The 1,474-nt window shown below is 57.4% G+C and carries 2 protein-coding genes; both read left to right on the top strand.

Annotation, left to right across the window (positions count from 1 at the left end):
* Window positions 1-217: 217 nt before the first annotated feature.
* Window positions 218-715 (top strand): hypothetical protein, encoded by a 498-nt coding sequence (locus AB0O97_RS20220; protein ID WP_363885062.1) that lies wholly within the window; start codon window positions 218-220, stop codon window positions 713-715.
* Between the two features lie 11 nt (window positions 716-726).
* Window positions 727-1,236, top strand: coding sequence for a hypothetical protein (locus AB0O97_RS20225; RefSeq protein WP_363885064.1), 510 nt, complete (start codon window positions 727-729; stop codon window positions 1,234-1,236).
* Window positions 1,237-1,474: the final 238 nt, after the last annotated feature.

Below are 1,474 nucleotides of genomic sequence, written 5' to 3' on the forward strand. Positions count from 1 at the left end.
GGACCGGCTTGCGGGACACTCCGAAATGCCTATCCGGACGGACCCCTTGCGGGTGCTTCGTGCGAGGATGTGATGTGGGCGATCGACCACCCTCATGAAAGGCCGAGGCTATTTTCCAGAAAGCGAGCTCTTGTGTAACGCCTAGGGCAACGGCTAAATTTATGTCGTCGGTGATTGTTGATAGCGATCGTTACGACACATAGGGCAGGGGGACCCCATGAAGATCCGTAAGTTTTGTGCGTCGAGTGCTGCCATCCTGATGGCAGTAGTTTTCGGGATGTCAGGCCAGGCAGCGTCCGCTTCATCGCTCACGTCGGAAACAACGGTAGGCGTCACCACCGTTGCCGCGACCCAGGGTCAAGTCACTGCCCTGGTGGCGGCGGCAGAATACAGGCCGTATACGTCGGCGAATTTTCGGTACAACCTGATCCAGCGAACCGGTTACGACCCCGGGTCGCGGTGCCAGATGCACCACACCATGCCCCAGATCTACAACGAGTACTTCGGCCCTAAGGGCATTCTGATCCACGACCCAAGTTTCGGTCTGTGGTGGGTTTCGACTGCTGGGGTGGCTAACAACCACTCCGATCTTTCCGCCGCGTACAACCGTGACTGGAAGAGATGGATTGACCAGAACCCGAACGCGACGAAGGTAACCGTGCTTCAGTTCAATGCGGCGATTAAGTCCGTTTACGCAGGGTTCTACAGTTGCTGAAAGGTGAGCGTATGTCCGAGTGGGTTCGCATAGAGGCCAGATCAAGACGCAACGATGTGTGGCTCGATGTCTACGGACAAAGTAAGCCGAAGATCACCGGAGAACCCTGGTACATGCCCGACGGTGTCACCAGTGTCTACCCGTTCATTGAGGACTGGCGTCCTGAAGAACTTCCCTTCCCGGTATGGCTTGCTCCCTACAACGGAGGCAAGAAGTACGGTGACATGCTGTGGACCGGTGGTATAGCGTTGAAGATTGCCTCCACTCGTTTCATCGAGGCACTTCGCGCCGCTGAGGTCACCGGTTACCGAACCTTCGACGTCGAGGTTCGAGACCACGCCGGCTCGCCCGTCGAGGGATACACCGGCTTCGCGACCGATCCGTCCCCGGGGTCTGACATTCAGAACCTCTACGGCCAGCCATATCAGAACTCTGCTTTCATCGCCACACAGCGTGTCGTCAAGGCATTGCACGATCACGGAGCTGACCAGCTAGAGATCAGCCCCTACACCCCCGACTGACGTCGAAGCCCTCGCGCAGGGAGCGAATCGCGCGACCACAACCTGGTATCGGACCACACCAGTCTCAGGCGCCGCAGCCACAAGAGTACGAGACTATCGAATCCATTCGAGACCTGTGCCGATCGGCGCGAAATTAGCGATGCGGGATCTTGAAAGATTTGCTGTGACAACGAGTAGCACTCGGGTCCACTAGTCGGTTCGAAACAATTCTGGCGAAGGTTGTCCCGCTAGAGGTTCC

Origin of the sequence: Specibacter sp. NPDC078692, assembly GCF_040686835.1 — a bacterium.
Taxonomy (GTDB): Bacteria; Actinomycetota; Actinomycetes; order Actinomycetales; family Micrococcaceae; genus Specibacter.

What these genes read in the sequence shown, in the direction of transcription:
- AB0O97_RS20225 (WP_363885064.1), top strand. Translation starts at nt 727, where the DNA reads ATGTCCGAGTGGGTTCGCATAGAGGCCAGATCAAGACGCAACGATGTG.
- AB0O97_RS20220 (WP_363885062.1), top strand. Translation starts at nt 218, where the DNA reads ATGAAGATCCGTAAGTTTTGTGCGTCGAGTGCTGCCATCCTGATGGCA.